This is a genomic window from Streptacidiphilus albus JL83 (assembly GCF_000744705.1).
GTDB classification, from domain to species: domain Bacteria; phylum Actinomycetota; class Actinomycetes; order Streptomycetales; family Streptomycetaceae; genus Streptacidiphilus; species Streptacidiphilus albus.
The window spans coordinates 6,468,282-6,493,544 of sequence record NZ_JQML01000001.1; the positions used below are offsets into that span (position 1 = coordinate 6,468,282).

General features: G+C 71.4%; 20 protein-coding genes. 10 read left to right on the top strand and 10 right to left on the bottom strand.

Annotated elements, in window-relative coordinates:
- Positions 1-14: 14 nt before the first annotated feature.
- Entirely contained in the window at positions 15-1,655 is a 1,641-nt protein-coding gene (locus BS75_RS28335) for an IucA/IucC family protein (RefSeq protein WP_063771382.1), read from the bottom strand.
- A gap of 107 nt (positions 1,656-1,762) precedes the next feature.
- Here BS75_RS28335 and BS75_RS28340 point away from each other — a divergent pair, with 107 nt between their 5' ends.
- Entirely contained in the window at positions 1,763-3,370 is a 1,608-nt protein-coding gene (locus tag BS75_RS28340) for an IucA/IucC family protein (protein WP_034090283.1), read from the top strand.
- 36 nt (positions 3,371-3,406) lie between these two features.
- Here the strand turns inward: BS75_RS28340 and BS75_RS28345 are convergent, their stop codons facing one another.
- The gene (locus BS75_RS28345; RefSeq protein WP_034090284.1) at positions 3,407-5,857 is read right to left on the bottom strand and encodes a DNA gyrase/topoisomerase IV subunit A; all 2,451 of its coding nucleotides are present in this window, start codon (positions 5,855-5,857) and stop codon (positions 3,407-3,409) included.
- A 244-nt stretch (positions 5,858-6,101) separates the two neighbouring features.
- Between BS75_RS28345 and BS75_RS28350 the strand changes: the two genes are divergently transcribed.
- Together BS75_RS28350 and BS75_RS28355 are read left to right on the top strand one after the other, a co-directional pair.
- The gene (locus BS75_RS28350; RefSeq protein WP_034090285.1) at positions 6,102-7,460 is read left to right on the top strand and encodes a M16 family metallopeptidase; all 1,359 of its coding nucleotides are present in this window, start codon (positions 6,102-6,104) and stop codon (positions 7,458-7,460) included.
- Complete coding sequence (locus tag BS75_RS28355) at positions 7,457-8,842, top strand: M16 family metallopeptidase (protein WP_034090286.1); 1,386 nt, start codon at positions 7,457-7,459, stop codon at positions 8,840-8,842. The genes BS75_RS28350 and BS75_RS28355 overlap by 4 nt, the downstream gene beginning before the upstream one ends.
- Positions 8,843-9,023: 181 nt before the next feature.
- Here BS75_RS28355 and BS75_RS28360 read toward each other — a convergent pair whose 3' ends face one another.
- Positions 9,024-10,310 carry an MFS transporter gene (locus BS75_RS28360; protein WP_231607914.1) on the bottom strand — a complete coding sequence of 429 codons (1,287 nt, stop codon included), beginning with the start codon at positions 10,308-10,310 and terminating at the stop codon, positions 9,024-9,026.
- 146 nt (positions 10,311-10,456) lie between these two features.
- Here BS75_RS28360 and BS75_RS28365 point away from each other — a divergent pair, with 146 nt between their 5' ends.
- The 3 genes from BS75_RS28365 to BS75_RS28375 all read left to right on the top strand — a co-directional run bounded on the left by BS75_RS28365 (position 10,457) and on the right by BS75_RS28375 (position 14,376).
- Positions 10,457-11,119: a TetR/AcrR family transcriptional regulator gene (locus BS75_RS28365; protein WP_034090287.1), complete on the top strand. Its 663-nt coding sequence runs from the start codon at positions 10,457-10,459 to the stop codon at positions 11,117-11,119.
- A 115-nt stretch (positions 11,120-11,234) separates the two neighbouring features.
- Positions 11,235-12,749 carry an MFS transporter gene (locus BS75_RS28370; protein ID WP_034090288.1) on the top strand — a complete coding sequence of 505 codons (1,515 nt, stop codon included), beginning with the start codon at positions 11,235-11,237 and terminating at the stop codon, positions 12,747-12,749.
- A 433-nt stretch (positions 12,750-13,182) separates the two neighbouring features.
- A complete protein-coding gene (locus BS75_RS28375; protein WP_034090289.1) occupies positions 13,183-14,376 on the top strand; it encodes an RtcB family protein in 1,194 nt (397 codons plus the stop codon).
- Between the two features lie 150 nt (positions 14,377-14,526).
- Here the strand turns inward: BS75_RS28375 and BS75_RS28380 are convergent, their stop codons facing one another.
- Positions 14,527-16,047 (bottom strand): peptide MFS transporter, encoded by a 1,521-nt coding sequence (locus BS75_RS28380; protein ID WP_034090290.1) that lies wholly within the window; start codon positions 16,045-16,047, stop codon positions 14,527-14,529.
- A gap of 427 nt (positions 16,048-16,474) precedes the next feature.
- On the opposite strand from BS75_RS28380, the gene BS75_RS28385 reads away from it, so the two are divergent.
- The gene (locus tag BS75_RS28385; protein WP_063771383.1) at positions 16,475-16,969 is read left to right on the top strand and encodes an arsenate reductase/protein-tyrosine-phosphatase family protein; all 495 of its coding nucleotides are present in this window, start codon (positions 16,475-16,477) and stop codon (positions 16,967-16,969) included.
- A gap of 139 nt (positions 16,970-17,108) precedes the next feature.
- Here BS75_RS28385 and BS75_RS28390 read toward each other — a convergent pair whose 3' ends face one another.
- From BS75_RS28390 to BS75_RS49515, 4 genes are all read right to left on the bottom strand, one after another.
- Entirely contained in the window at positions 17,109-17,555 is a 447-nt protein-coding gene (locus BS75_RS28390; RefSeq protein WP_034090292.1) for an SRPBCC family protein, read from the bottom strand.
- Between the two features lie 33 nt (positions 17,556-17,588).
- The gene (locus BS75_RS28395; RefSeq protein ID WP_034090293.1) at positions 17,589-17,951 is read right to left on the bottom strand and encodes an ArsR/SmtB family transcription factor; all 363 of its coding nucleotides are present in this window, start codon (positions 17,949-17,951) and stop codon (positions 17,589-17,591) included.
- The gene (locus BS75_RS28400) at positions 17,948-18,424 is read right to left on the bottom strand and encodes an SRPBCC family protein (protein WP_034090294.1); all 477 of its coding nucleotides are present in this window, start codon (positions 18,422-18,424) and stop codon (positions 17,948-17,950) included. The genes BS75_RS28395 and BS75_RS28400 overlap by 4 nt, the downstream gene beginning before the upstream one ends.
- An 856-nt stretch (positions 18,425-19,280) precedes the next feature.
- Positions 19,281-19,679 (bottom strand): ATP-binding protein, encoded by a 399-nt coding sequence (locus BS75_RS49515; protein ID WP_160312219.1) that lies wholly within the window; start codon positions 19,677-19,679, stop codon positions 19,281-19,283.
- Between the two features lie 139 nt (positions 19,680-19,818).
- On the opposite strand from BS75_RS49515, the gene BS75_RS47000 reads away from it, so the two are divergent.
- Complete coding sequence (locus tag BS75_RS47000) at positions 19,819-21,033, top strand: helix-turn-helix domain-containing protein (protein ID WP_231607915.1); 1,215 nt, start codon at positions 19,819-19,821, stop codon at positions 21,031-21,033.
- 224 nt (positions 21,034-21,257) lie between these two features.
- Here BS75_RS47000 and BS75_RS28415 read toward each other — a convergent pair whose 3' ends face one another.
- On the bottom strand, positions 21,258-22,091 hold the full coding sequence (locus tag BS75_RS28415; RefSeq protein ID WP_081982652.1) for an SAM-dependent methyltransferase: 834 nt from the start codon (positions 22,089-22,091) through the stop codon (positions 21,258-21,260).
- A gap of 423 nt (positions 22,092-22,514) precedes the next feature.
- Here BS75_RS28415 and BS75_RS44880 point away from each other — a divergent pair, with 423 nt between their 5' ends.
- Together BS75_RS44880 and BS75_RS28425 are read left to right on the top strand one after the other, a co-directional pair.
- Complete coding sequence (locus tag BS75_RS44880) at positions 22,515-23,201, top strand: class I SAM-dependent methyltransferase (RefSeq protein ID WP_052069758.1); 687 nt, start codon at positions 22,515-22,517, stop codon at positions 23,199-23,201.
- 90 nt (positions 23,202-23,291) lie between these two features.
- On the top strand, positions 23,292-24,023 hold the full coding sequence (locus tag BS75_RS28425) for an alpha/beta hydrolase (protein ID WP_052069759.1): 732 nt from the start codon (positions 23,292-23,294) through the stop codon (positions 24,021-24,023).
- Positions 24,024-24,027: 4 nt separating this feature from the next.
- On the opposite strand, the gene BS75_RS28430 is transcribed toward BS75_RS28425, so the two are convergent.
- Complete coding sequence (locus BS75_RS28430; protein ID WP_063771384.1) at positions 24,028-25,134, bottom strand: ATP-grasp domain-containing protein; 1,107 nt, start codon at positions 25,132-25,134, stop codon at positions 24,028-24,030.
- Between the last annotated feature and the right edge of the window lie 129 nt (positions 25,135-25,263).

Consider the following 25,263-nt stretch of genomic DNA (forward strand, 5'->3'; position numbering starts at 1 on the left):
AGGCAAGGTTAGCCTTACCAGTCGCCCATGCCTGCCGTTGGGACGCCGCGAATCCCGTCCGCGTCCGAAGGACCGGTGCTCGCGGTCCCGCCCCGGCCGCCGTCCGCGAGCGGGTTCGGCAGCAGCGTCCACAGGTCGCCGGGCGGTCCGCCGGCCAGCCGCATCCGGGTGAGGGCCTTCACCGGCAGCGGGTCCCGCAGCAGCGCCCGGCGGTCCTCGGGCGACAGCACCTCCGCCGCCGCCTCCGCCTCCCCGGCCACCGCCTCCCAGAGCAGGCCCTCCAGCAGCCGGTCGCGTCGGCCGAGGCCGGACACCAGCGAGCCGAAGGTCCCGCCCAGCACCGAGCCGAACAGTTTGCGCCGGAGCACCACCGGGTCGTCGTCCAGGACGTGCCCGCCGAGCGCGGTCGGGCGGACCCCGCAGGCCGCGAGCCGTTCACGGCTCACCCGGACGTCGGCGAGGTCCCGGTAGACCAGCCGCAGCGGCCGGTGCAGCCGGTCCAGCACCACCAGCAGGTTCTGCCCGTGCGCCTCCAGCGCCACCCCCCAGGCCAGCAGCCGCAGCAGCGGTGGCCAGGCCAGCGCCGCGAGCGAGCGCAACCAGCCGACCGGGTCCGCGAGTTGCGGGGGATGCTCGGCCAGGGCGGCCAGTGGCACGACCCGTTCCCCGGGCCCGGCGTGGAGCTCCGGCGACTCCCGCACCAGCACCGCGACGTCCCGGCTGGGGACCCCGGAGACCAGGGCGGCGCCCGCCGCCAGGTTGCGGGTGACCACCAGCGCCCCGCCGAGCCGGTCGGCGAGCTCCTCCAACAACGCGGACAGGGGTGCGCTGTTGACCACCGACTCGCCGGAGATGTCCCGTACGGCGGAGGTCATCCGCAGCGACAGTGAGGTCTTGAGGTGGGGGCCGCCGCCCTCGGGGGCGAGGGTGCGCACCGACATCAGCGCCGAGGCGGTGATCCGGCCCGCGATCCCGCCCGTGGCCCCGCCCGCGAGGCCGGGCGACCCGAGCCGGGGCAGCACCTCCCGCAGCTGCCAGGGGTGGACCGGCAGCAGCACCCGGTCGCCCTCGCGCAGCCACTGCGGCCAGTCGCCGACCAGCAGTGCCTCCGCCGCCGGGACCGGCAGCAGCGCCAGCTCCACCGGCCGCCGGTGCTCCGGGGCGTAGGCGAGCTGGTCGGCGACGGTGAAGCCGGGACGGCTCCGGCAGCAGGGGTGGTAGGGATGCCCGTCCACGACGCTCTGCTCCCGGCCGACCAGGGTGTCCGGGACCGGCGGCCGGTGGTGCGCGGCGCCGGCGCGGGAGAGCGCGAGCGAGGCGACGCTGTGGTCGAGCTCGGCGGTCAGCTCGGCGCTGCCGGGCAGTCCCAGCTCGGCCAGCAGCGCGGCCGGGTGGGTGTACTCGCGGTCGCCGAGGCGGACGATCAGCTCGTCCTTGGCGGCGCCGACGTCGTGGGGGAGGAGCGCGGGCCCGCGCAGCCGGGTGCGCACCTCCGCCGGCAGGGCGGCGGCCAGCCCCCGCTCGAACAGCAGGGCCCGCCAGAGCCGGGCCAGGACCGCCGCGCGCGCCCCGGGCAGTGCGTCGGTGAACTGCGGGACCAGCGCTGGATGCCCGGTCCGCAGCTCGGCGGCGAAGAGGGCTTCCGTCGGGCGCATATGGTGAGACATGAGGTGATACCTACCCAGGGTTTGCCGGAGCGCATCGTGGGACAAGGCTTCCAGAGAGGACAGGGCTCCCAGTGGGCCGACCAGGAGGCGGGCGAGTGACGGAGACCGAGACGGACCGGCGGGCGGACCGTATCGCGCGGACGGCGCTGCTGAACTGCCTGGTCCGGGAGGTGGCGCGACCCCTGGGGGAGGACTGGCTGCTCCCGGCGAGCGGGGCGGTGCTGCGGCTCGGACCGGGCCGCTGGCCGACCGGGCCCGCGCTGGTCACGGCCGAGGGGCCGGTCCCGCTGGAGCTGGAGGGGCTGCTCGACGTGGCCGGGCGGGAGCTGCGGGCGCGGACCGGGACGGACAACCCGACCCTCGCCGACGAGGTCAGGGACAGCCGCGACGTGGTCGCCGCGCTGCTGCGGGCCCGTGCGGCGGCCCGGCCCCCGGCCGATCCCTACCTCCGCTCCGAGCAGGCGCTGCTCGCCGGGCACCGCTACCACCCGGCCCCGAAGACCCGGGGCGGCGGCCGGCCGGAGCACTGGCTGCGGTACGCGCCGGAGGCGTACGCCGCCTTCCCGCTGCGGCTGCTGGGCGTTCCCGAGGAGCTGCTGGCCGGCGCCGGGGACACCGAGGCGGTCGACCGGCTCTGGGGCGACCGGGCCCCGGCCGGGTACCGGGTCCTGCCGGCCCACCCCTGGCAGCTGGAACTGCTGCACTCCTGGCCCCAGCTGACGGACGGTCGACTGCTGGACCTGGGCGCTGCCGAGGAGACGGCCTGGGCCACCTCCTCGCTGCGCACGGTGTACCTGCCGGAGGCCGACCTGTCGCTGAAGTTCAGCCTGGAGGTACGGGTCACCAACGACATCCGCCGGCTGTGGCTGCGCGACCTCCGCTGGCTGGCGCCGGTGGACGAGCTGCTCGCCAAGGCCTTCGCGGACGGTCCGGCGAGCGCGTCCATGCTGGCCGACAGCGGCTACCGGACCGCCGACCTCGGCGGCCAGGAGGCCCACGAGGCGTTCGCGGTGCTGGTCCGGGAGGGCTTCGGACCCGGTCCGCGCCCGCTGCTGGCGGCCGGGCTCAGCGAGGGCTTTCCGGGGAGCCCGCTGCCGGGGCCCGGCTCCGGCCGGGAGCGGGCACTGGAGTGGTGGCGGCGCTACCTGGACCAGGTGGTCCCGCCGGTGCTGCACGCCTACTTCCACCACGGCGTGGTGCTGGAGTGCCATCTGCAGAACGTCCTGGTCGGCGTGGACGGCGAGGGCTTCCCGGACCGGGTCGTGTTCCGCGACCACGAGGGGGTCAAGCTGGTCGCGGAGCGCCACCCGGAGCTGCTGGCGAGCCTCGGCCCGGACGTCCCCACCCCCGGCGTCAGCGCCGGGGGTGGCTGGCAGCGGCTGCAGTACTGCCTGTTGGTGAACCATCTGCTGGAGATCGCCGGAGCGCTCGCCGAGGGCTGTCCGCAGGCCGCCGACGCGCTCTGGCCGACGGCCAGGGCGGCCTTCGGCGGCTACGGCGGTCTCAACGGCTACGGCGGGCTCAGCGGTCACGACGGTCTCAGCGGTCACGCCGGGCCGGGTGGCCACGGCGGGCAGCCGGAGCTGCGGGCGCTGCTGGACAGCCCGACCGTGCCGGCCAAGACCAACCTGCTGCTGCGCTGGCTGGACGCCGACGGCGGCGACTCGGTCTACACCCCGCTGCGCAACCCGCTGGCGGGCTGAAGGGGGGCGGCGGCCCGCCGCCCCCCTCGCGCTCCGCTACGCCGGTCCGGCGACGGCCGCGATCTCCTTGGCCAGCGGGACGCCCGAGCCGTCGCGGCGCGGGTCGCGTCCGGGCAGCTCGGCCGGGGTGCCGTTGGCGGTCGCGGCCCGGGCCGGTGCGGCGCCGGCCCAGGCCAGCACCAGCGACTCCTCGCCCTTGAGGAAGCGCTGGCAGCGCACCCCGCCGGTGGCCCGGCCCTTGCGCGGGTACTGGTCGAACGGCGTCGCCTTGGCGGTGCCCAGGTTCATCCCGTCCAGCCCCTCGGTGGCCCCGGCCACGGTCACCACCAGGGCGTCGGCCGCCGGGTCGACCGCGGTGAAGGACAGCACCCGGGCGCCGTCGGCCAGCTTGATGCCGGCCATGCCGCCGGCCGGGCGGCCCTGCGGGCGCACCTGCGCGGCCTGGAAGCGCAGCAGTTGGGCGTCGGAGGTGATGAAGACCAGCTCCTCCTCGCCGGTGGTCAGCTCGGCCGCGCCGACCAGCCGGTCGCCGTCCTTGAGCCCGATCACCTCGAACTCGTCCTTGTTCTCCGGCCAGTCCGGGACGACCCGCTTCACCACGCCCTGCTCGGTGCCGAGCGCCAGCCCGGGCGAGGACTCGTCCAGGGTGGTCAGCGCCAGCACCTTCTCGCCGGCGTCCAGCTTCAGGAACTCGCTGATCTGCGCGCCGCCGGAGAGGTTGGGCGCGGTGGAGCTCGGCGGCAGCGAGGGCAGGTCGATGACCGGCAGCCGCAGCACCCGGCCGGCCGTGGTGACCGCGCCGATGTCGGCCCGCGCGGTCGCCGCGACGGCCGAGACCACCAGGTCGTGCCGGGTGCGTCCGCCGTCCGGGTCCACCGCCTGGACCGCGTCGGCGGTCCGGGCCAGCAGGCCGGTCGAGGAGAGCAGTACCCGGCAGGGGTCGTCGGCGACCTCCAGCGGCACGGCGGCGGTGGCCACCGCGCCGGCCTCCAGCAGCACGGTGCGCCGCTCGGTGCCGAACTTCTTGGAAACGGCCCCGAGTTCGTCCGAGACCAGCTTGCGCAGGACGGTGTCGGACTCCAGGATCTCGGTCAGCTCGGTGATCTCGCGCTGCAGTTTGTCCTGCTCGGCCTCCAGCTCGACCTGGTCGAAGCGGGTCAGTCGACGCAGCGGGGTGTCCAGGATGTAGACGGTCTGCGTCTCCGACAGCGAGAAGCGCTCCATCAGCCGCTCCTTCGCCTGGGCCGTGTTGTCGCTGCCCCGGATCACCGCGATCACCGCGTCGATGTCCAGCAGCGCCACCAGCAGGCCCTCGACCAGGTGCAGCCGCTCCTCGCGCTTCCGGCGGCGGAAGTCGGAGCGCCGCCTGACCACCTCGAAGCGGTGGTCGACGTAGACCTCCAGCAGCTCCTTCAGACCCAGCGTCAGCGGCTGCCCGTCCACCAGCGCCACGTTGTTGATGCCGAAGGACTCCTCCATCGGCGTCAGCTTGTAGAGCTGCTCCAGCAGCGCCTCCGGCACGAAGCCGTTCTTGACCTCGATCACCAGCCGCAGTCCGTGCGAGCGGTCGGTGAGGTCCTTGACGTCCGAGATGCCCTGCAGCTTCTTCGCGTTGACCAGGTCCTTGATCTTCGCGATCACCTTCTCCGGGCCGATGTTGAAGGGCAGTTCGGTGACCACCAGGCCCTTGCGGCGCGGGGTGACGTCCTCCACCGTGACCTTGGCGCGGATCTTGAAGGTGCCGCGGCCGTTCTCGTAGGCGTCCCTGATCCCGGACAGCCCGACGATCCGGCCGCCGGTGGGCAGGTCCGGGCCGGGGATGAAGCGCATCAGGGTGTCGAGGTCGGCGCCCGGATGCTTGATCAGATGCCGGGCGGCGGCCACCACCTCGGTCAGGTTGTGCGGCGGCATGTTGGTCGCCATGCCGACGGCGATCCCGGTCGCGCCGTTGACCAGCAGGTTGGGGAAGGCCGAGGGCAGCACCCCGGGCTCCTGCTCGCTGCCGTCGTAGTTCGGGTTGAAGTCGACGGTGTCCTCGTCGATCGACTCCACCAGGGCCATCGAGGCCGCGGTCAGCTTGGACTCGGTGTAGCGCATCGCGGCCGGCGGGTCGTCGTTGCCCAGCGAGCCGAAGTTCCCGTGACCGTCGATCAGCGGGATCCGCATCGAGAACGGCTGCGCCATCCGCACCAGGGTGTCGTAGATCGAAGCGTCACCGTGCGGGTGCAGCCGGCCCATGACCTCGCCGACCACGCGGGCGCTCTTGACGTACCCGCGCTCCGGCCGCAGGCCCATCTCGTTGGCCTGGTAGAGCACCCGGCGGTGGACGGGCTTCAGACCGTCGCGGGCGTCGGGCAGGGCCCGGGAGTAGATCACCGAGTAGGCGTACTCCAGGAAGGAGCCCTGCATCTCGTCCACGACGTCGATGTCGAGGATCCGCTCCTCGAAGTCCTCGGGCGGTGGGGTCTGCGAACTGCGGCGGGCCATCGCGGCGGCGCTCCCTTGCGATTACTGGCGGGTACGAGGGTGTGCGGGTACGGGTGGGGTGATGTGCGGACATCCGAAAGATACGGGGCGACGGACGGGTGGACGCGCAACGGCCTCCATTCTGGACCCTGCCGACGACAATCCCGTGGTCGCCCCGATCCGATCGGGCCGCACTCTCCGGCGCCCCCGCTCGTTGCAGCACAATGAGGTACCCAGCAGCAACCGACCGGAAGGACGAGAGCGGATGGCCGACCAGGCCCCCAGTTCCACCAACGGATTCGTCATCAGTGAGCACACCCTGGCCAACGGTCTGCGCGTGGTGCTGTCCGAGGACCACCTCACTCCGGTCGCCGCCGTGTGCCTCTGGTACGACGTCGGCTCCCGGCACGAGGTCGCCGGCCGCACCGGTCTCGCCCACCTCTTCGAGCACCTGATGTTCCAGGGCTCGGCCTCGGTCCCCGGCAACGGCCACTTCGAACTGGTCCAGGGCGCGGGCGGTTCGCTCAACGGCACCACCAGCTTCGAGCGCACCAACTACTTCGAGACGATGCCGGCCCACCAGGTCGAGCTCGCCCTGTGGCTGGAGGCCGACCGGATGGGCTCGCTGCTCACCGCGCTCGACCTGACCGGCCTGGACAACCAGCGCGCCGTGGTCAAGAACGAGCGCCGCCAGCGCTACGACAACGTCCCCTACGGCACCGCCTTCGAGCGCCTGGTGGCGATGGCCTTCCCCGAGGGCCACCCCTACCACCACACCCCGATCGGCTCGATGGCGGACCTGGACGCGGCCACCCTGGCCGATGCCCAGGACTTCTTCCGCACCTACTACGCGCCCAACAACGCGGTGCTCGCGGTGGTCGGCGACATCGACCCGGAGCAGACCCTCGCCTGGGTCGAGAAGTACTTCGGCTCGATCCCGTCCCACGACGGCAAGCGCCCGCCGCGCGACGGCGTCGCGGTGGACCGCTCCGCCGGGGCCAGGATGAGCGAGCACCTGGTCGAGGAGGTCCCCTCGCGCGCGCTGATGGCCGCGTACCTGCTGCCGCAGGACGGGACCCGCGAGGCCGACGCCGCCGACCTGGCGCTGACCATCCTCGGCTCCGGCGAGTCCAGCCGCTTCTACAGCCGGCTGGTCCGCCGCGACCGCAGCGCCGTCACCGCCGGCTTCGGCCTGCTGCGGCTCTCCGGGGCGCCCTCGCTGGGCTGGCTCGACGCCAAGACCTCGGGCGAGTCGGCGATCGAGGACGTCGGCGCCGCGATCGACGAGGAGCTGGCCCGCTTCGCCGCCGAGGGCCCGACGCCCGAGGAGCTGGAGCGCGCCCAGGCGCAGATCGAGCGCGAGTGGCTGGACCGGCTGGACACCGTGGGCGGGCGCGCCGACGAACTCTGCCGCTACGCGGTGCTGTTCGGCGATCCCAAGCTGCTGAACCGGGCCCTGGACAAGGTCCTCGACGTCACCGCCGAGGAGGTCAGGGCCGTCGCCGCGCGCCATCTGACGCCGGAGAACCGCGCCGTCCTCACCTACGAGCCGCTGGCCGAGGACGAGGCCGAGGACGCTGCCGACAACGACGCCGAGAACGCTGACGAGGACGTGAACGCATGACCATCGCCTCCGCCATGACCTTCCACCCCCGCCCCGAAGCCGGCGAGGCCACCCCGTGGGCGTTCCCGGCGCCCACCCGCAGCGTGCTGCCCAACGGGCTGACGGTGCTCCGCTGCGACCGACCGGGCCAGAAGCTGGTCGCCGTCCAGCTTCTGCTCGACGCCCCGCTCGCGGACGAGCCGGCCGGGCTCGACGGCGTCGCGACGATCCTGGCCCGCGCGTTCAACGAGGGCACCGCGACGCTCACCGCCGAGGAGTTCGCCGGCGAGCTGGAGCGGGCCGGCGCCACCCTGGACGCCCACGCCGACCACATGGTGCTGACCCTGTCGCTGGACGTCCCGGCCTCCCGGCTTGAGCGCGGGCTGCGGCTGCTCGCCGACGCCGTGAGCACCCCGGCGCTGCCCGCCGACGAGATCGAGCGGCTGGTCGCCAACCGGCTGGACGAGATCGTCCACGAGCTGGCCAACCCCTCACGCCGGGCCGCCTTCGCCCTCTACGGCGAGCTGTTCCCGGCCGACGACCGGATCTCCCGGCCCCGGGCCGGCACCGCCGACACGGTCAAGGGCATCGACCGGGCGGCGGTCGCGGACTTCTACGCCGCCCATGTCCGTCCGGCCACGGCCACCGCCGTGATCGTCGGCGACTTCTCCGCCGTCGACTTCGACGCGGTGCTCGCCGACACCCTCGGCGCCTGGACCGGCACCCCGGCCGAGCCCAGCACGGCCGCGCCGGTCACCGCCGACGACAGCGGCCGGGTGATCATCGTCGACCGCCCCGGCTCGGTGCAGACCCAGGTGCTGATCGGCCGGGTCGGCCCGGACCGCCACGACGACACCTGGGCGGCGCAGGTGCTCGGCACCTACTGCCTCGGCGGCACCCTCACCTCCCGGCTGGACCGGGTGCTGCGCGAGGAGAAGGGCTACACCTACGGCGTCCGGGCCTTCGCCCAGCCCCTGCGCTCGGCGGCGGACGGCAGCGGCCGGGCCATGCTGGCCATCTCCGGCTCGGTGGACACCGAGTCCACCGCCCCGGCGCTGGCCGACACCTGGACGATCCTGCGGGACCTGGCCGCCGGGGGGCTGACCGACGAGGAGCGCGACATCGCCGTGCAGAACCTGGTCGGCGTCGCCCCGCTGCGCTACGAGACGGCCGGTGCGGTCTGCTCCACGCTGGCCGACCAGGTCGAGCAGGGACTGCCGGACGACTACCAGGCGCAGGTGTACCGCCGACTGGCGGAGACCGACACGGCCGAGGCCACGGCCGCCGTGGTGGCCGCCTTCCCGCCGGACCGCCTGGTCACCGTCCTGGTCGGGGACGCGGCGGCGATCGCCGGACCGCTGAAGGACCTCGGCATCGGCGAGGTCACCGTCGTCAGCGCCTGACGCCGCGTTCCGACAGCGGTGACCTGACGCCGTGACAGGCGGTCGGCGGGGCGGCTCCACCGCCCCGCCGACCGCCTGTCCGGGGACCATCGCTGTGCGGGGACCATCGCTGTGCGGGGACCATCGCTGTGCGGGGACCATCGCGGTTCGGGGACCATCGCTGTGCGGGGGCCATCGCCGCTCACTCGCGCAGGCCGCGCCAGCCGAGCAGGCAGCAGAGTGCGAGGGCCACGCCGGAGACGGAGAAGCCCGAGCGGGCGCCCAGGGTCTGGCCGACGCCGGAGACCAGGAAGCTGGTGGCTGGGAGGGTGCCCGACATGCAGATCCCCCACAGGCCCATCACCCGTCCGCGCATCTGCGGCAGGGTGCGCAGCTGGACCAGGGTGTTGGCGGAGGCGATGAACCAGATCGAGGTGAATCCGGCCAGGGCCATCCCGGCGAAGTTCAGCGCCAGCAGCGGGGACCAGGCCGCGAGCAGCACCGAGCCGGCCGTGGCCAGGCCCAGCACCCGGACCCGTCGGCCGGTCGGGGTGGCCGTCCCGGCGGCGAGCAGCGCGCCGGGGAGCGCGCCCAGGCCGAAGGCCGCCAGCAGCGCGCCGTAGCCGCCGCCGCCCAGGTGCAGCGAGCGGGTGGCGAGGACCGGCAGCGGGACGGACATGGCGAAGAGCATCCCGCTGGCGGTGGCCAGCGGCAGGCAGGCGCGGAGCAGCGGGCTGCGCCAGGCGTAGCGGATGCCGGAGCGGATCGCCCCGGGCTCCTTCGGCGGCCCGGCCGGCACGTCGTGCCCGGGCTCGGGCTGCGGGACCATCCGCCGGAGCACGAACAGTGCCGGGAGGTAGGCGAGTCCGTTCACCAGGAAGCAGGCGGTGGGGCCGGTGGTCGCCAGCAGTGCGCCGCCGATGCCGGGGCCGAGCACCCGGGAGGCGTTGAGCGCCACCTCCCACAGGCCGACGGCGCTGGCCAGGGCGGACCGGCCGACCAGGTCGACGACGAAGACCTGGCGGGCGGTGGAGTCCACCGCGGTGACGCACCCGGCCAGCAGCGACATGCCGAGGATGACCCAGATCCGGAGCGCGCCGACGCTGTTGACCAGGCCCAGCGTCAGTCCGGAGGCCAGCAGCAGGCTCTGGGTGACGAGCAGCAGCCGGCGCCGGTCCATCCGGTCCACCAGTGCCCCGGCCCAGGCGCCGAGCAGCAGCACCGGTCCCCAGGCGCAGACGGTCAGGGCGCTCAGCCAGAAGGCGTTGCGGGTGTCCTGGAGCACCAGCCAGGAGAGGGCGACGTTCTGGGTCATGCTGCCGGAGGCGGAGATCACCTGGCTGCCGAACCACCAGCGGAAGTCCCGGCGCCGGAGCGCGGTGCCGATCCGGGTGAGCGCGGTGCCGATGGGGCCGGCGGACGCGTCCGACATGTCGGACGGGACGGTCTCGGAGCCGGGATCGACGGGCTCCGCCTCGTGGATTCTCATGGTCCTCCCCTTGTCAGCTGCGGACTTTAGCGCATCTTTACCTACGTGACGCAGGTCACTGTCAGGGAGGGATTTTCCGGGGAGGTTCTCCCCGTTTACCAGGGTGACCGAGCCCGGCCGACGCGAGCAGACGGAGGAGACCGACCATGACCGATGTGGACGTCAGGCGCTGCGCTCCGCGGCTGCGCGCGGATGCCACTCGTAATCGTGAGCGCATCATCGCCGCCGCACAGGAGGCATTCGTCGAGCACGGCGCGGATGCGCCGCTGGACGAGATAGCCCGGCGTGCGGGCATCGGCAACGCTACGCTGTACCGGCACTTCCCGGACCGCCGTGAACTGATCCACGGCGTCGTCCTGGCACTGCTGGACCAGGTGGTGGCCGGGGCCGAGACAATGATGGCCGATGCGCCCGACGCCTTCACCGCTCTCGAACGCTTTGTCCACGAAACCGTCGACTGGAAGATCGGGGCCCTGTGCCCGCTGCTCTCCGAGTGGATGGACCCGAACGATCCCGCTACCGCTTCCGCCCGCAACCGCCTCGACGACGTGGTCGAGGACATGATCGAACAGTCCCAGGCGGAGGGGCACCTACGTACCGACGTCGGAGCCGGTGACCTGATGGTCATCGTCTCCCAGATCACCCGCCCGCTGCCCGACACGAATCCGCTGGACCATGCGAGGTTCGTGCACCGGCACCTCCAACTCGTCCTCGACGGGATGCGGGCACCGCAACGCTCCGTCCTGCCGGGGAGTCCGGCCACCTTCGACGACCTGCGTCGGAGCTGCGCCACCCATTCGTCCTGCTGAACCACCGAACCACTGAACCACCGAACCGGAACTCCTACCGCCTGTGGCTGATGCGCGATGACGCCGTGTCAGTCGTCGGTTGCTCACACCTGCCTCCATACACACGGGAACTCCCATGTCTGAAACCGGCATCCAGGCCGACGTCCAACCCGACCCACAGCGCTGGAAGGCGCTGATCTTCATTGCGATCGCCCAGTTGATGGTCGTGCTCGACGCGACCGTGGTGAACATCGCCCTGCCGCATGCGCAGGAGTCCCTGCACATCTCGGACGCCAACCGCCAGTGGGTCATCACCGGCTACAGCCTGGCCTTCGGCGGCCTGCTGCTCTTCGGCGGCCGGATATCGGACCTCTGGGGCCGCAAGCGGGCCTTCATCACCGGTCTGATCGGCTTCGCCGCCGCGTCCGCGCTCGGCGGCGCCGCCGTCAACGAGGGGATGCTGCTCGGCGCCCGCGCCCTGCAGGGCGCCTTCGGCGCACTGCTCGCACCGGCCGCGCTCTCGCTGCTCGCGGTCACCTTCACCGAGGCCAAGGAGCGGGCCCAGGCCTTCGGCATCTTCGGCGCCATCGCCGGTGCCGGCGGCGCCGTCGGCCTGATCCTCGGCGGCGTGCTCACCCAGTACGTCAACTGGCGCTGGGCGCTGTTCGTCAACATCTTCTTCGCCATCGTCGCCGCCATCGGTGCGATCCTCTTCGTCCACGAGCGTCCGGACGGCCGCAACCGCAACCGGCTCGACATCCCCGGGGTGCTGCTCGCCAGCACCGGCCTGGTCGCCCTGGTCTACGCCTTCACCAAGGCGTCCACCCCCGGCGACGGCTGGGGCGCGACCATCACCATCAGCATGTTCATCGCCGCCGCCGTGCTGCTCGGCGCGTTCGTGCTGGTCGAGGGCATGGTCAAGGCCCCGCTGCTGCCGCTCCGGGTCGTCACCAACCGCAACCGCGGCGGTGTCTACCTCTCGCTGGGCCTGGCCGTGATCGGCATGTTCGGCCTGTTCCTCTTCCTGACGTACTACCTCCAGCTGGTCAAGCACTACTCCCCGGTCATGACCGGCGTGGCCTTCCTGCCGATGATCGGTGGCATGATCACCGGCTCGACCCAGATCGGCGCCCGGCTGATGAACCGGGTGCCGGCCCGCTGGCTGATGGGCCCCGGCTTCCTGGTCGGCGCGGCGGGCATGCTGATCCTCACCCGGCTCAGCGTCAACAGCTCCTACGCCGGCACGCTGCTGCCCGGCTTCCTGCTGCTCGGCCTGGGCATGGGTACGGCGTTCATGCCGGCCATGAGCCTGTCCTCGTACAAGGTCGAGGCGCGGGACGCGGGCATCGCCTCGGCGATGATCAACACCTCCCAGCAGATCGGCGGCTCCATCGGCACCGCGCTGCTCAGCACGATCGCGGTCAACGCCACGACCAGCTTCATGAAGGCGCACCACGGCAACGCGGCCCTGGTCTACCAGGGTCAGGTGCACGGCTACGTCATGGCGATCTGGTTCGCGGTCGGCATCCTGGTGGTCGCCTCGGCGATCGCGTTCGTCCTGGTCAACGCCGGCAGCCAGGCCGTCGCCCCGGTCACCGGCGGCGTCGGCGAGGAGATCGGCGACGTCTCGGTCCCGGTCATCATCCACTGACGATCGGCTGACGTCCGACTGACGCCACGTCATACCGCAGCAGCGGCCCCCGCCCGGGATCCCGGGACGGGGGCCGCTGTGCTGCTGCCGCCCGGATGCCCGTCCGGGCGAAATACTGTTGCGAGCCCTCCGGCCGCCATGGCTAGATGGTCCCGTGACCGGCACCAGCGCCGGTCCGAAGGCAGTGGAGAGGAGGCGGTCACCATGCGGGTCGAGTTGCTCTGCGGGCGCGTCAGCGCCTGCGCCTCCCCCAGGCGACGCCCCTCCACTGCCTGTTACCAACGCCGCCGCTAACCAACGCCGCCGGCAACTGCCACTGCCGGTGACCATCACTGACACGTCGCGCACCAGCTGCGCACCCCCGCGCCGTACCGGAGGTACGTACGGCACCAACAGACTTTGACACACCATCGACCGCGGAGGTCGTTCAACCATGTCGTACACCGAAGTACCCGGCGTCCGGGTCCCCATCCGGATGTGGACCGACCCTGCGGCGGTCGAGGGCCAGGCCATGCAGCAGCTGCGCAATATCTCCACGCTGCCCTGGATCGCCGGCCTCGCCGTCATGCCCGACGTCCACCTGGGCAAGGGCGCGACCGTCGGCTCCGTCATCGCCATGAAGGGCGCGGTCTGCCCGGCGGCGGTCGGCGTCGACATCGGCTGCGGGATGAGCGCGGTCAAGACCTCGCTCACCGCCCGCGACCTGCCGGACAACCTCAGCCGGCTGCGTTCGAAGATCGAGGCGGCCATCCCGGTCGGCCGCGCCGCCCACGCCGAGGTGGTCGACCCCGGCAAGCTCCACGGCTACCAGACCTCCGGCTGGAACGACTTCTGGTCCCGCTTCGACGACATCGCGCCCGAGGTGAAGTGGCGCCGCGAGCGGGCGATGTCCCAGATGGGCTCGCTCGGCTCGGGCAACCACTTCATCGAGTTCTGCCTCGACACCGCGGGCTCGGTGTGGCTGATGCTGCACTCCGGCTCCCGCAACATCGGCAAGGAGCTGGCCGAGCACCACATGGGCGTGGCCCGCTCGCTCCCGCACAACCAGGGCCTGGTCGACCGCGACCTCGCGGTCTTCATCTCGGACACCCCGCAGATGAACGCCTACCGCCAGGACCTGTTCTGGGCGCAGGAGTACGCGAAGCACAACCGGGCGGTGATGATGTCGCTCTTCCAGGACGTCGTCCGGAAGGAGTTCGCGCGGTCCAAGGTCACCTTCGACCAGGTGATCAGCTGTCACCACAACTACGTCAGCGAGGAGACCTACGACGGCCAGGAGCTGCTGGTCACCCGGAAGGGCGCGATCCGGGCGGGCTCGGGGGAGTTCGGGATCATCCCGGGTTCGATGGGCACGGGTTCGTACATCGTGAAGGGCCTCGGCAACGAGCGGGCGTTCAACTCGGCCTCGCACGGCGCGGGCCGGAAGATGTCGCGGACGGCGGCCAAGAAGAAGTTCGGCGTCCGTGACCTGGAGGAGCAGACCCGGGGTGTGGAGTGCCGGAAGGACTCCGGCGTCGTGGACGAGATCCCGGGCGCGTACAAGCCGATCGAGAAGGTCATGGCCCAGCAGACCGACCTGGTCGAGGTCGTCGCCCAGCTCAAGCAGCTGGTCTGCGTCAAGGGCTGAACCGGGCCCCGCGCACGTGATGCCGTCCGGTCCGCCGCAGGGGAGCGGACCGGACGGCACCGTTTCCGCCTCGGGTCGGCGCGGGCCGAAGCAGCGAGCCCCCGCCGGGACGGTGTCCGGCGGGGGCTCGCTGCTGGTGGGGCGGTCGGATCAGCGCACGTCGCCCAGCATGGCGGTGACCTTCTTCCGGTAGATCACCACGGCCACGCCCGCCAGTAGTGCGGCGACGCCCTGGATCGCGAAGGAGGGTGTGCTGAGGAAGGCGTTGCCCAGCAGTTGTTGCAGCACTGCGGCGACGGAATCGCCCACGGTCACGGCCAGGAACCAGACGCCCATCATCTGGCTGGCGTACTTCGTCGGCGCCAGTTTGGTCGTGACGGACAGGCCGACCGGCGACAGCGCCAGCTCGCCGACCGTCTGGACCAGGTAGACCACGGCCAGCCAGAGCGGGGAGACCTTCGTGCCGCCGGACGCTGCCGCCATGGCCAGCATCATCACGCCGAAGGAGGCGCCGATGAGGACGAGGCCGTAGGAGAACTTGGCTGCGGTGCTGGGGTTCTTGTCCCGCCGGGAGAGCCACACCCAGAGCCAGGCGACGACCGGGGCGAGCGCCATGATGTAGAGCGGGTTCAGCGACTGGAACCAACTGGACGGGAAGTTGAAGCCGAACAGCTTGGTCGCCGTGTTGCTGGTGGCGAAGACGCTCAGGGTGGAGCCGGACTGGTCGTAGATCATCCAGAATATGGCGGCGGCGAGGAAGAACCACAGGTAGCCGGAGAGCTTGCCGCGCTCGTCGGTGGAGAGGTCCGGGTCCCGGCGCATCCGCAGGAAGACCAGTGCCGGGATGGTCATGCCGACGACGGTCAGCGGCCAGATCACCCAGCCGATGCTGTAGCTGCCGCTGGCCACGACCGCCGCGTAGAAGACGACGGCGAGGACCACCCAGAAGGCGGCCTTCCTGAGCAGCGCCCTGCGCTCGGCGGCGGGGAGCGGCGAGCCGACCTTCTGGCTCTCCTTGCTGAGGTGGCGGCCGCCCAGGATGTACTGGGTCAGCCCCAGTGCCATGCCGACGCCGGCCAGGGCGAAGCCCAGGTGCCAGTCGACCTTCTGGCCGATGGTGCCGATGACCAGCGGCGCGGCGAAGGCACCCAGGTTGATGCCCATGTAGAAGATGGTGAAGCCGCCGTCCCGGCGTGCGTCGTTGCGGTCCGGGTAGAGGTGGCCGACCATCGTGGAGATATTGGCCTTCAGCAGCCCCGAGCCCACCGCGATGAAGCCGAGGCCGACGAAGAAGGACGCCTCGGCCGGCACGGCCAGCATGAAGTGGCCGGCCATGATGATGCAGCCGCCGATGAGCACGGTCTTGCGGGCGCCCCAGAAACGGTCGCTGACCCAGCCGCCGGGCAGGGCCAGCAGGTAGACCATCGCGTTGTAGACGCTGTAGATCGCAGCCCCGGTCGCCGCGGTGAAGCCCAGTCCGCCCTTGGCGGCCGGGGCGACGAGGTAGATCACCAGCAGGGCGCGCATGCCGTAGAAACTGAAGCGCTCCCACATCTCGGTCATGAACAGGGTGGCCAGGCCGCGCGGGTGGCCGAAGAAGCTCCGGCCGGCGGCAGCACCGGTCTGCGGGGACAGCTCCGGATCGAGGGGCAGCGTCTCTGTGGGCGACATCTGGTTCCTTGCCTGGTTCAGCGGGCGCACGCCGGTCCGGCGTACGTCCACGCGCCGCGTGACACCCGCCGGGATAGGGCGGTGCCCGCAGTGGTGACACGGGATCCCGGAAACTGTACGTCAGCACTTAGGCCGACTTGACCACTCATAGGGCGACATCGGTCAACGTTTGCCATGACAGTGGACCAATGCGACAAACACCAACCCTGGCGACAACAGCCCCATGTTCGACATAGATCATGGAATCGTGGCTAGAACAAGAAAAAGATCAAGTGATCTGAAGGTCTTAATGATCAACAAGCTGTGATTCAGGTCATGCCGGCTCCCGGCGACGCTGGATCGTGTCCGCTATGGGGAACGCTCGTCATGGATCCGGCGGATCGGTAGCCTGACGATCACTGTCGGATTCGTCGTCATCGGGGCCAGCGTGAGCAGCAGTGAGAAGTTTCGCGTGGAGTTCGCCTGTTCCGGGAACACCTGCCGGTCGCCGATGGCGGCACACCTCCTCGGGGCGGCTCTCGACGAGGCCGGGCTGGGCGAGACGGTGTCGGTCGGCAGCAGCGGCACCGTTGCCGAGCCGGGAGCCGGGATGGATCCACGTGCGGCGGAGGTGCTGGGGATCACCGGGGAGCGTGGGAGCCACGCCGCGCGCCGGACGGATCCGGGGGAACTGGCCGCCGCCGACCTGATCGTCTGTATGGGGGCGCGCCACTTGGCACAGGTCGAGCAGGGCCTGCCGACACGGCGGCGGCCCACGGTGGTCCTGATGTCCGGCTTCGACCCCGCCGCCGCGGATGGCACCGACATCGCCGATCCCTTCCATGGGGACCTGGGCCGGTATCAGGAGACCCGATCCGCCCTGGCGGCCGCGCTGCCCGGGCTGCTGGCGCGGATCAGGGCCGGACTCGCCGCAGAGCGGTAGTGAGTCCGGCCTTCGTCATCGGCGGCCTGGCCGGCAATGCCGTGGGCAACGCGCTCCGCCGCAACAACGCCGGCCCTGCCGCCCCGCGCCCGCCATGGTCCTCAGCCGGCTCACCGGCTGACTCCGGGCGCGCGGAGGCTCAGTGCCAGTCGCTGATCTGGACGTCGCGCGGCGCCGGTGCGCCCGCTCCGGTCTCCAGCAGTGACTTCAGGGACATCAGGTAGGAGCCCCACTTGGTGCTGCAGTGGTGCATGAACTCCACCGGCTCCCGCCAGCCCTCGTGGCTGAACAGCACGATCGTGTAGTCGCCGTCCTGCCGGAGGTCCCAGGTGACGGTGGTGCCGATCCACTCCTCGGGGCCGTCCACCACCCGCCACACCACCCGCTCGGACGGCCGCAGCTCGACGACCTCCATGTCGAAGCCGCCGACCGGGGGGAACCGGAACGCGAGAGTCCCGCCGACAGCGGCGTCGCCCCCGGTGTCGACGGTCCACCAGCCGGCCAGGCCCTCGACGGTCGTCAGCGCTTCGTACACCTTCTCCGGGCTCGGGGTGACGACCCCGATCCGATGCAGAATGTCCACCATCTCGACTCTCCTCCTCGACTCTCCTCGGCCCGGTCAGTGCTGCTGACGGTCCTGTTGGGTGCGCTGGATCGTCTCGGCGATCCGCTTGATCCGCTGCAGTCGGGCGTCCCAGGCCGACCCGACCGAAGACAGTTGGGCCACCGCACGGGCCAGTTGGGCCTCGTCGACCCGGTACCGCCGCTCCCGGCCCTCGGGCGTCGCCCGGACCAGGCCGACCCGGTCGAGGATGCCGAGGTGCTTGGCCACCGCCTGCCGGGTGACCGGCAGCTGCCGGCCCAGGGTGGTCGCGGTGCCGCCGCCCTCGGCGAGCAGCAGGTCGAGCAGGCGGCGCCGGGTCGGGTCACCGATCGCGGACCAGAGGTCGTCGTCGACCGGTTCCGCCACTGCCGTGCTCATGCCCGCGCCTCCAGCTTCTCGGCACAGGGCGCCAGTCGCGGCAGGTAGAAGTCCCAGCCGGTGACGTGGTCCTGGTACTGCTGCTCCAGGACGGCGACCTCCCAGCCCATCTCGCGGAAGCCGCTCTCGGTCATCCGGAGCAGCGTCCCGCCGCCCGAGGGGGTCAGCTCGAAGGTGACCAGCAGCGAGTTTCCGGCCGCTGCGGCCTCCCCGGCCGGGTGGGTCCAGCGGAACGAGAAGGTGCGCGGCGGCCGCACGTCGACGACGGTGAACTGCATCACCGTTCCGTCGGCGTCGCGCTCGCCGAAGACGATCTCCCCCGTCGATCCCGGCGTCGGGTCGTACCGGGCGTCGTCCGGCCACCACTCCTTGAGGTGGTCGGGACTGCTCACCACGTCGAAGACGACCTCGGGCGGGGCCTCGACGTAGATCTCGCGTTCGATGGTTCCGAATTCCTTGGCTTCCAACTCCATGACAGCCTCCTGCAACCTTTGGTTGCATGCCAGCCTAGTCGGGGGTCGGGCTCAGTGCAACCAGAGGTTGCTCATCGGGCCGAAGAGTACCCCTTGCCGTTCCCGGGGGTGGGAACGGCAAGGGGTCCACACCAGGTGGCGGCGCGGACGCCGGGCTCGTCGGCGTCGGCCGGTTCGCCTTCCAGTGCGCTGGTGGCCGCTGCCGCGCCGAGTTCGTCCGCGCCACCGCCACCGGCTCCGCTGCCACCATCGAACGCACCGTGACCAAGACCGGCGCCCGCTACACCACCCCCGCCGTTCTCTTCGTACGTCGTCCACCCGGCCCCTCCTGGGCTGAAAATCGGCCAACTGCCCTGACCGGGGCCGGGAATGCGTGCGAATGCCCCGGTGGAGTCACTATCGGAGTTCGCCCCCCGGACCACCCTTCGTCCCGTCAAGTTCGCGGGGTGATCCGGTTCTCTGTCTCTTCGGTTGTGGACCAGTGCGGGTCCCGGCTCCGAACGGGGAGCCAGAACCGGGACCCGTCCCACGCGGCGGAGGGTGGATCACGCGGCGTGGGAGATATTGGAACGGTGCGAGGGCTATCGGCTCATGCGAGTGCCGTCCGAGTCAGGTCCCGTGAATCCTGCGAATACTCGCCGTAGGAGTTCGTTCACGACGTACACGGGCAGATCGACCCTACCGAGCGAGTGCTCGCCCAGATCTGCCGCGCCGGGGCCGCCGAACAGCACGAGGATCCCGTCGAACGGCAACGCCCTCCACGGGCAGCCGTCGCGCAAAGCCTGCCGATACGCCAAGCGGCGCACGTTCTCGGGCTCCGAGCGGGACACCCGCGTGATCTCCCCTCGGTACTCGCTCATAGGGCGGCTCGGGACAGGTCGAAGCGGCAGAAGACGCTCTTGCCGCCCTCGTCGCGCGGGACCCACCACAGGTAGTCCGAGAGGCTGCGGACGATGTGCAGCCCGCGCCCGCGATCCGGGATGAGTGCCTCTGGCAAGTCCTCGGCGAAGTGCGGCCCGAAGGCATCCCCTATGGGCAGTGTCGGGGGTGAGGAGTCCTCGTCCGCGACCTCCACGAACAGCCAACTCGGCCAGGCCCGCAGTGTGAGCACGACCACGTGTCCGGCCGGGGGCAGGCCGGCGCGGTCGTCGGGGATGCTGTGGTGGGCGGCGTTGCCGACCAGTTCCGAGACGCACAGTTGCACGTCGTCGCAGAGTCGGCTCAGCCCCCAGCCGGTCAGCGCGACGCGGACCATTTCCCGCGCCGCCCACCCAGTGCTCTGCGAGTCGACCGCCAGCGCGAGAGACCCAACGCGCGCCGGGGATTCCAGGAGAACTCCCGCGAAGCCTGGCGCTGCCGCCGGGAGCGTACTGTCCACGGCTCTCTTCGAGTCCATGTCACCCTTCACCACCTTTGTTCCTCGTGCATCGATCGGCTTCGAGTCGCCGGATCTGTGTCGGCATCGAAGAGGTGACCTGTGGCCGACGGTTACCAGGGTTGGGGTTGCGGTCAGCGGATGCGATACGCACGGCGTATGGCTCAGGCGTATCGTCAATTGCATGGCTGACAGAGGACCATGGGTGCAGGCCCGTTTGCGGGCAGCATGGGCAGCTGGCGAGTGGGGGGCGATCTTTCGTGAGTATCGGCGTGCCGCCGATATCTCACAGCTCACGCTCGGATCGCTGATCGGAATGCCGCAGTCTCACGTGTCCTTGATCGAGAACGGCAAGCGAAGGATCACCAACGCCGACCTCATGGTCCGAATCGCCGAAGGGCTGGACGTGCCAGACGAATTGCGCGGACTCCCCAGTGTCCGAGATTCAAGGTCGACCATGTGGAGCCCGGATCCTGAGCTGAGCGAGCGTATGGCTCACGCACAAGACACGGGGCGTGTTGACGTGCGATCAGCCGACTGGATCGCTCGCGTTCTCGCCGAGCACCGCCGCGCTGAGGACGAGGTGGGCGGGAAGGATCTGTGGATAGTGGTCCGTTCACAGCTTGACGCCGTCACCCAGCTACTTCCGCGCGCATCCGGAGCTGCCGCCGACCGATTGCTGACGCTCTCGGCCGAGCATGCCCACTGGCTGTCATGGGTGGCTGCGGAAGAAGGCCACCGAGGCCCCGCCATGGCCTGGCTTGACCTGGCGCACGGATGGGCTGTTGACGCTGGTGCAGCCGACTTGGCCTCATGGGTCACACGGGTGCGCTCGTACTACACGCTCAACCAGGGTGATCCCGTGCGCGCACTGCGTACCGCCGAGGTGGCCCAACTTGCCTCAGGTAGCCTTTCCCCGGGGGCCGCTGCAATCGCTGTGCACGCGACTGCCATGGCAGCAGCAGCAGTTGGTGAGAGAGATCGTTGCCGCAGGCTTGCGGAGCAGTCCTATGAGTTGGCCCTTCAAGTCCCGACGGCTGACGAGCGTCCGGGGTGGCTGTACTGGCTCGATCCCACCCGTGCCAAGCTCATGCTGGGAGATGCCGCCTACGCCGCGCGTGACTGGCCCACTGCCGCTGCCTCCTTCGGAGAGGCACTGGCCGGCCTCGAAGGCTATCCGCGCGATCATGCGTACTACTCCACACGTCTAGCGTACGCGCGCCAACGGTCCTGACCAGGAATTTTGTTCATGGAGTGGCCGGTGGTCACTACCTTCCCAACAGGCATTCGCCGATGTATTGCTACCCGCACAAGACGGCGTACCGGCGGCTCGACCCGTGCCCGCGACTGGCGGGGCTGTAGGCGGCGGATCCTGAGCAGGCGCTGTCGTGCTACGCCCCCATCCCCTTCTGTACGACGTCTTCGCCGGGGGCGTGCTGGAACGGATCCCGCAGGCGCTCAGCGCCGGGGCAGCCGCCCGGCCGCCCCGAGCCAGCTCAGATCGCCCGGGATCTCCTCGTCCGCCCGCCACTTGAAGATCGAGGTGATGCCCGGGTCGAGCAGTTCGAAGTCCCGCAGCCAGCGGGCGACGTCGGCCCGGGAGTGGAGCACCAGCGGGGAGCTGGACTTCTGGTAGGTGGCCTCGAACCGCGCCACCGCCTCCGGCGAGTGGCCCTCGGAGGAGCCGGTGGAGACCACCAGGTGGCTGCCCGGGGCCAGCCGCTCCACCAGCCGGTCCACCAGCAGTTCCGGGTGCTCCTGTTGCCGGACGAAGTGCAGCACGGCCAGCAGCAGCACCCCGACCGGCTGGGAGAAGTCGATGTGCTCGTTCAGCCGCGGGTCGTCCAGGACGGCCCCGGGGTCGCGGATGTCGCCCTCGATGGCCAGGACGCCGGGGGCGGCCCGCAGCGCCCGGGTGTGGGTGAGCACGACCGGGTCGTTGTCGACGTAGACCACCCGGGCCCCCGGCCGGATCCGCTGGGCGACCTCGTGGGTGTTGGGCGAGGTCGGGATGCCCGCGCCGATGTCGATGAACTGGCGCACCCCGGCCTCGGCCAGCGCCTCCACCGACCGGACCAGGAACCGGCGGTTGGCCTGGGCCCCGGCCGGTACCACCGGATGCTCGGCGATCATGCGGTCCGCGACCTCCCGGTCCGCCGCGAAGTTGTCCTTGCCGCCGAGGTAGTAGTCGTACATCCGGGCGGGGCTGGCGACATCGGGGTCGAAGCGGTGGTCGGCGCCCGGGTACTGCTCCGGACCCGGCGCCGTCGACTCCTTCGGCGTACCCGGCATGCTGCCCCCACTCGATCCGGCGCGCTGGTGCGAACTGGCGCCGATTCTAGATCGCTTGTCGGGTCGTCATACACCTGTTCCGGGATCCGGTCGGGACCTTCCGCATGTCCGGGCCACGCAGGTCCGTTCGGTTCCGGTGGGCCCGGATCCGGCTGGAAGGAAGGGGTGCAGTGACGGTGTGTGGGCGGTGAAGGCAAATTGCCCGTGGCGTCAGGAACCCGGTGGTATAACGAATTGTGGGCCGGTTCAGGCCTCCGGGGCGACAGTGCGCACTCCAGGCTGGGGGGCCTCGTCGGAGCAGCGTGTGCCGTGGCGGATCCCGTCGCGGCGGTCGACCGGTGAATCACTGGTGCGGAGAGTGGGGGTGGTGGCGTTGGCCATCGACGCGTCCGACGGGCCGAGCGGCAACCAGGAGGTCCGGTCATGAGCATTGATCTGCGTACCCGTGCCCGGCAGGGCTTCATCCGGCTCGGCGGCCGGTTCGGGAACAAGCGGCTCCACGATGTGCGCAGCCTGCTCGGCGCGCTGGCGCTGGGCCGCTGGCTCGCCGACCATCCGGCGGTCCCCGGCGGGCTGCGCCGTCGGCCCGGCCGCTTCGACGTCTTCCGGGACGCCGTGGACCGGATCACCGGCAAGTCGCCGCTGTACCTGGAGTTCGGCGTCTGGGAGGGCTACTCGCTGCGCTGGTGGTCCGAGCACCTCAAGGGCGACCAGGCGCGCCTGATCGGTTTCGACAGCTTCCAGGGCCTGCCCGAGCAGTGGCGCCCCGACTACCCGCCGGGGACCTTCACCGTCGGCAGGCCGCCGGAGATCGACGACCCCCGGATCTCCTACCAGGTCGGCTGGTTCGAGGACACGCTCCAGGACTTCGAACTCCCGGACCACGACCAGCTGATCATCAACATCGACTGCACCCTCTACTCCAGCACCGCGCTGGTGCTCCGCTTCCTGGAGAAGCACCTCAGCACCGGCGACCTGCTCTACTTCGACGAACTGCCCGAGTACGACCACGAGCTGCGGGCCTTCTTCGAACACGCGGAGCGCTGCGGCCGGGTGATCCGCCCGGTCTCCCAGGCCCGCGGCTACTACTGGCTGTTCGTCTACGAGTAGGCCGCCGACGGCCCGCGGGCGTTCCGCAGACCTTGATCCAATCCGTCCCGCCGTGCATGAGGTCACGGCGGAGCGGGAAGGCCAAGGGGCATGGACGACTCTGTTGACGTGGTGCGCGGGCTGACCTACGGCCCCAGCGGGCAGCGGCTGGACGTGCACCTCCCACCCGGCGGCCCCGAGGGCACGGTGCTGCTCTGGCACGGCCGGGGCCGGGACGAGCGCGACGTCCTCGCGCCGCTGGCCCGGGAGGTCGCCGCGCTGGGACTGCTGGTCCTGGTGCCCGACTGGCGTTCGAACGAGCCGGACGGCGGCTGGACGCAGCTGCGCGAGTCGGTCGCCTTCCTCCGCGACCGGGCCGGCGACTGGGGCGGCGACGCCGAACGCACCGTGCTGGCCGGCTGGTCGCTCGGCGCCCGCGCCGCCATGGCCACCGTGCTGCGCCCGGCCGCACCCACCGAGGGCTGGCGGCCGGTCGCCGTCGTCGGCATCGCCGGCAACTACCTCACCTCCTCGGACTGCCGGATGGGTCCGGCCGCCGTCGACGACGTCGTCACCACCGCCGAGACTCCGGTCCCGCTCTGGCTGCACCACGGGGTGGCCGACGCGGTGGTGGACGTGGCTTCGCCGCGCGGCTTCGCCCCGGTGGCCGAGGCCCACGGCTGGTTCACCCACTGCACCGAGTCGGCCAGCGACCACGCGGGCGTGGTGCTGACCGAGTACGACCGGGAACTCGGCCGCTGCCGCCCCGCCCGGGCCGAGCACGCGGTGCACGCCGGGCAGACGACCGCGCAGCTCATCGCCAAGGCCGCCGCCGACTGCTGAGGGCTCAGCCCAGGACCAGCGGCGCGGCGACCGGCTGCCGGGGCACCGGGATCGGCAGCGTCCGGGCCGGGGCCGGATAGGGCGTGGAGATCAGGGTGTAGTCCTCGTCCAGGGCCGACTCCCGGACCTCCAGCCCGGTCGGCTCCCGGCCCAGCGCCAACTGCAGGGCCGCCCACGGAAAGTTGACGCCGCAGCGGGAGAGCTGGTGCAGCCCGCCGGAGGGCCGGGTGTTGATGTCGAGCAGCACCGGCCGGCCGTCCTGGTGCCGGAACTGAATATTGGTCAGATAGGTCAGCCGGAAGGTCTCGGCCAGCACCCGGGCCGGCTCCAGATAGGCCGGGTCCAGGGTGAAGCCGCGCCGGCGGCCGGACTTGGTCCGGCCGACCGCCCCGCGCAGCCGTCCGTCCGGGTCGACCAGGCAGTCCACCGAGACCTCGGGGCCGGCCAGGTGCGGCATCACCAGCCAGTCCACCGGCTGCGCCTCGGGCGCGCGGTCCAGTGCCTCGACCACCTCGTCGTAGGGGACGAGCCAGCTCGGCGAGCCGGCCAGCCGGGCCAGCGAGAACGGCTTGCGGGTCAGCACCCGGAACCCCTCGCCGCCCGCCCCGGTCACCGGCTTCAGGCAGGCGGTGCCGCCCTCCGCCTCGATCGCCCCGACCGCGTCCTTCAGTGACGCCGCGTCACGCACCCGCCACCAGGGCGGAACCGGCAGCCCGGCCGCCGCCAGCGCCTCGTAGGCGTCGGCCTTGTCGGCGAAGAGCTCGATCGCGGCGGCCGGCGGGGTGACCACGGTCGTGCCCAGCGCGGCGAACTCCTCCCGCCGCTCGGCCACGGCCCGCTGGTGCAGCCGGGGCAGGAACAGGTCGATCCGGTGCCGCTCGCAGTAGGCGAGGGCGAACTCCAGGTACGCGGCGGGCGAGAGCTGGTCGGGTTCCAGCGAGGAGACGTCGGCGGCGCGCAGCACCGGGGAGTCGGGGTCGACGTGGGTGGCGTGCACCTCCACCGCGACCAGGTCGGGGTTGTCGCGCAGCAGCGAGATGAAGAAGGCGTTCTCGGCGTAGGTGCGGTTCAGCCAGATGCGCAGCGGTTCTTTCGAGAGCGGGTCTTTCAATGCGGTGTCTCCAGGACGAAGGCCGGCGGGACAGGGGAGGGGCTTCGTGGTGACACTGGCCGACGGAGCCCACACCTTCGTGGGGCCGTGGCCGTGGTCGGGTGCGACCTGTGCGCAGTGCAGGGGTGG